The organism is Pseudomonas edaphica, assembly GCF_005863185.1.
In the GTDB taxonomy this organism is placed as follows: Bacteria; Pseudomonadota; Gammaproteobacteria; order Pseudomonadales; family Pseudomonadaceae; genus Aquipseudomonas; species Aquipseudomonas edaphica.
Window position 1 is genome coordinate 1 of record NZ_VBVZ01000523.1, and the last position, 4,385, is coordinate 4,385.

The following is a 4,385-nucleotide window of genomic DNA, read 5'->3' on the forward strand; positions in this document are numbered from 1 at the left end:
CAGCAGTGGGGGCGCTTCGCACCCCAGCGGGAGCAAGCTCCCTCGCCACAGTAGCCTGGCATCCAGCTAGAACGTCTGCCCCAGGTTCAGGTACACCGCCTGCTGCTTGTCATCATTGAACCCATAGCTGAAATTCAGCGGCCCTAACGGCGTATCAAAACCGAGGAAAATACTCGCGGCATTGATGTACCCGCTGTCAAACTGGTTATCGTTGTTCCACGCCCGGCCGCGTTCCACCGAGGCGCCGAGGTACAGCGGGAAATCCAGCGGCAGGTATGAGCGCGGCGTCAGGCGGCGGTAGTACACAGCACGCATCAGGGCGATGTTCTGCCCCGAGATTGAGTCTTCGCGAAAGCCTGATAATTGCCGCGCACCGCCGAGCAGAAAGCTGGAAACCACCACGTCGGATTTATCCAGCGTGCGCCCATAACGACCGCCGAGTATCAAGGTGTCCGGGCCGTGGCTCATGGCCTTGTCCAGCTTGAACTCCCACTGTCGGTAGCGCTGGTCCGAACCCAGGCCGGGCTCGAACTCTCGGAAGGCCAGGCCGATGTCTTCGCCGGTATGGGGGAAGTACACGTTATCCAGCGAATCGAACGAGTACTTGAGCTCATAGAAACCCTCATTGAAGCTCACACTCGGCAAGTCGCGCTCGCCAACACGCACATCTGCCTTGCCCCAGGCTTCACCGACGCCGAAGCGGATCTCGCCGCTATTGCCAATCTGGCGCCCCACGTTCAAACCAAAACCGTAGCGCTCCAGGCGATATTCGGCGATAGGGTCGCTGTCCAGCACCAGGTCGACGTTCTGCGCCTGGGCACTGATATAAGGCGCGACGAAATAGCGCGAGCCCACATCCAGTGGCTGGTAGAACTCGCTGTACAGCTCTTGGCGATCACCAATCTGCACGCGCGTCAGCCATTCGGCGCCAAGGCGGTTGATGCCGTTCATGCGGTAACTGGCGCCGAGGTTGTAAGCGCTGGCGCCGCGCATGTCATCCGACAGGTTCAGGCCCAGGCGCAAATAGTCGGTGCCGCTGCGTTTGCCGCGCGCGCTGATGACCAGGGTATTGTCCTGGCCCTTTTTCACCACGCGGTATTGCACCTGCTCGAAGTAATCCAGGCCGTACAACGTGCCCATGTCGGTTTGCAGGCGGCCCAGGTTCAGCGGCTCGCCCAGGGTTTGGCGGATGTAGTAGCGAATTACGTCGTCACTGACTTTCGAGTCGTTCTCCACCTTGATGGCGGTGATCACCGGCGTGCGTTCGCCCGGGGTGCGGGCCTCAACCAATTGCGGGTCGATCGGTTCGGCGGGGCGCAAATGCGCCAGGCGCACGTCGAGGGCGCGGGTGGCGCGGTAGCCGGCGTCGATCATGTCCTTGGCGCGGCCGAAGTCCGTCACGCCGTAGGCGGCCAGCGGTGGCTGGATCAGCACATCCTTGGGATGCAGGGCCTTGAGTTGTTCTTCTGAGTTGCGCCGGGTCATCAGGGTGATGGACTGGTTGAGCACATCCACGACCGTCGCCAGTTGCTTGCGTGAACGCAGCGGCGTGCCGATGTCCACGACGATAGCGATGTCGACGCCCATTTCGCGCGCCACATCCAGTGGGATGTTGTCGGTCATGCCGCCGTCCACCAACAGCCGTCCGTCCAGTTCCACCGGAGCGAACACTGCCGGGATCGACATGCTCGCACGGATCACCTGGGGCAAGTGACCCTTGCTGAACACCACTTTTTCGCCGGTGGTGATGTCGGTGGCCACAGCGCGGAACGGGATTGGCAGCTTGTCGAAGTTACGCGTATTGCTGGAGTGGGCGAACATGCTTTCCAGCAGCAGCGCCAGGTTCTGGCCCTGGATCACGCCGAGCGGCAGGCCAAGGCTGCCGTCATCGCGAAAGCTGAGTTTTTGTTTGACGAGGAAATCGCGGTCATCCTGTTTGCGCCGAAACGGCACATCTTCGCGCGGCGGGGCGTCGGACAATGCCTGCTGCCAGTCGATATTGAGCGCGAGCTTTTCCAGTTCATCGATCTTGTAGCCCGAGGCGTACAGGCCGCCAATCACCGCGCCCATGCTGGTGCCGGCGATAGCATCGATATGGATACCTTGCTCCTCCAGGGCCTTGAGCACGCCAATATGCGCAAGGCCACGGGCGGCACCGCCGGACAGCACCAGGCCGATTTTGGGGCGTGGGCTTTCGACGGCATCAGCGATCAGGGGAAGCAGGCACAGAAACAGGCAGGACAACAGGCGGCGCATCATGAATCTCGAGGCTGGGCGATAAAGGCCGGTATTATAGTCACTCGATCGTCCGTGCCCGATATGTCAGGAACTTCTCTAATTATGTCTGCCAGCAAACCCGAGATCGTCATCACCTATTGCACCCAATGCCAATGGCTGTTGCGCGCGGCGTGGCTGGCCCAGGAATTGTTGAGTACATTTGCCGATGACTTGGGCCGTGTGGCGCTTGAGCCAGCCACCGGCGGGGCGTTTCGCATCACCTGCGACGGTGTGCAGATTTGGGAGCGCAAGGCCGACGGCGGCTTTCCAGAGGCCAAGGTACTCAAGCAGCGCGTGCGCGACCAGATCGACCCGCAGCGCGACCTGGGGCACAACGACCGCCAAGCCTGAAGGCTACGCGGTGGCTGCCGGCTGTTTGGCCTGGCTGGCACTGCCCATCAAGCCTGAGAGCACGATGGCGACAATGATCAGCGCGCCGCCCAGCAGCATGCGCAAGGTCGGGGTTTCGGCAAACAGCAGCCAGGCCACGGTGATGCCGTAGACCGGCTCCATGGCGAACACCACCGAGGCGGTGCGCGCCTTGATCACCGCGAGGCTGGCGACAAACAAGCTATGGGCCAGGCCGGTGCAGAACACCCCGAGCAGACCGATCCACAGCCAGTCAATCGCACGTACATCCGCCAGGCCCGGTGCTGCGACTGGCAGCAGGCACGCCGCGACCACCACGTTCTGGCACAGCGCAGCCTGCACCGCCGGAATGCGCCCGGAGCTGGCGCGGTTGTTCAGCGACAGCAGCGAGAACAACAGGCCCGAGAGAATCCCCCACAGCAGGCCGCCCGTGGCCTGGCTGGCGAGGTCGAAGTCTGGCGTGACCAACACCAGGCCCACCGTGACCAGCGCCACCAGCAACACTTCGTTGGCGCGAATGCGCTCACGGAAGATCAGCCCTTCAAGCATCACGGTAAAGGCCGGGAACGCGGTGAAGCCAAGGGTGGCGACGGCCACCCCGGCGACTTTGACGGCAATGAAGAAGGTCACCCAATGCGCCGCCAGCAGCACGCCACTGACCACGAGGCGACGCCAGTCGCGCATCTCCAGGGTTTTCCAGGTGGTGTTGCTGGCAAATCGCGCAAAGATCGCCAGGGCGATTACGGCAAAGGCGGCGCGGCCAAACACGATGATGGCCGGCGAGGCGGCTGCCAGCTTGCCGAAAACACCAGTGAGGCCAAACATCAGTGCGCCGATATGCAGGGCGCCAAGGGCTGAGCGGGGAGTCATTGCGATCCTTGAAACAACGGGGGTGACAGAATCGCAGTCTAGAGGTTCGAGGGCGCCGGTGTCTGTCGCGGACCTCGCGAATCTTAGCGCCAGCCTCTCATCACAATCATCCCATTAGGCAACGAATAACCTGTGGCGAGCAGGCTTGCCCTGCGTTGGGTTGCGAAGCGACCCCAAAAATGGGACTGCTGCGCAGTCCAACGCGGGGCAAGCCCGCTCGCCACAGTGACGGTGTTCGCGGTTGGGATCAGCCGCCTGGGCGGTCAGAGTTTATGCTTACGATGAGCGACGCAGCGTGCCCGGTGAGGCGCCAAACTCACGCAGCATGGCGGCAGAGAAGGCACTTTGCGAGGCGTAACCGACGCGTTCGGCAACTTCGCCAACAGGCAGCGGCGTCTCGCGCAAAAGTTTCAACGCCATGTGCAGGCGACGGCTACGCAGGTAGTCCATCGGTGTTTGCCCGCACTCGGCCATAAAACGTGCATGCAAGCGCGCCACCGAGAGGTCGGCAATACGCGCCAGATCGGCCACCTGCAACGGGCGCGCAGCGTGGCGTTCGATATGCGCATTGAACGCGGCATACGGCAAACGCTTGCCCGGTAGCGGTTGGGCCAGCGGATGATTGAGACTGGCCAGCAACAACACCGCGCCTTGCTGGGCGATCAGCGGGTCATCCACCGGGCTGTGTGCCAGCCATTGCACCAACTGGCTTTGCCGGGCGTCCAGTGTCAGTCGCGCCGGTTGATCGAGCAGGCGGCGACTGGTGTCGGCGTGCTCGCCCAAGGACTGCGCCACCCAGTGTTCGTCGGGCACATCCAGCACCAGGCAGCGGCTGCCGTCGCGACTGCCGCAGGCATGGTGTGCCGAGA

The 4,385-nt window shown here is 62.6% G+C and carries 4 protein-coding genes; 1 reads left to right on the top strand and 3 read right to left on the bottom strand.

Translation table 11 applies throughout. The features are described from left to right. Positions 1-66: 66 nt before the first annotated feature. The gene (locus FEM54_RS25655; protein WP_099548865.1) at positions 67-2,256 is read right to left on the bottom strand and encodes a patatin-like phospholipase family protein; all 2,190 of its coding nucleotides are present in this window, start codon (positions 2,254-2,256) and stop codon (positions 67-69) included. A gap of 84 nt (positions 2,257-2,340) precedes the next feature. Here FEM54_RS25655 and FEM54_RS25660 point away from each other — a divergent pair, with 84 nt between their 5' ends. Further along, a complete protein-coding gene (locus FEM54_RS25660; RefSeq protein WP_099548866.1) occupies positions 2,341-2,628 on the top strand; it encodes an Rdx family protein in 288 nt (95 codons plus the stop codon). A 3-nt stretch (positions 2,629-2,631) separates the two neighbouring features. Here FEM54_RS25660 and FEM54_RS25665 read toward each other — a convergent pair whose 3' ends face one another. Both FEM54_RS25665 and FEM54_RS25670 read right to left on the bottom strand, forming a co-directional pair. Continuing rightward, a complete protein-coding gene (locus tag FEM54_RS25665; RefSeq protein ID WP_099548867.1) occupies positions 2,632-3,516 on the bottom strand; it encodes a DMT family transporter in 885 nt (294 codons plus the stop codon). 276 nt (positions 3,517-3,792) lie between these two features. Further along, positions 3,793-4,385: helix-turn-helix domain-containing protein (locus tag FEM54_RS25670; protein WP_138453568.1), on the bottom strand; the 593-nt coding region annotated here is incomplete at its 5' end.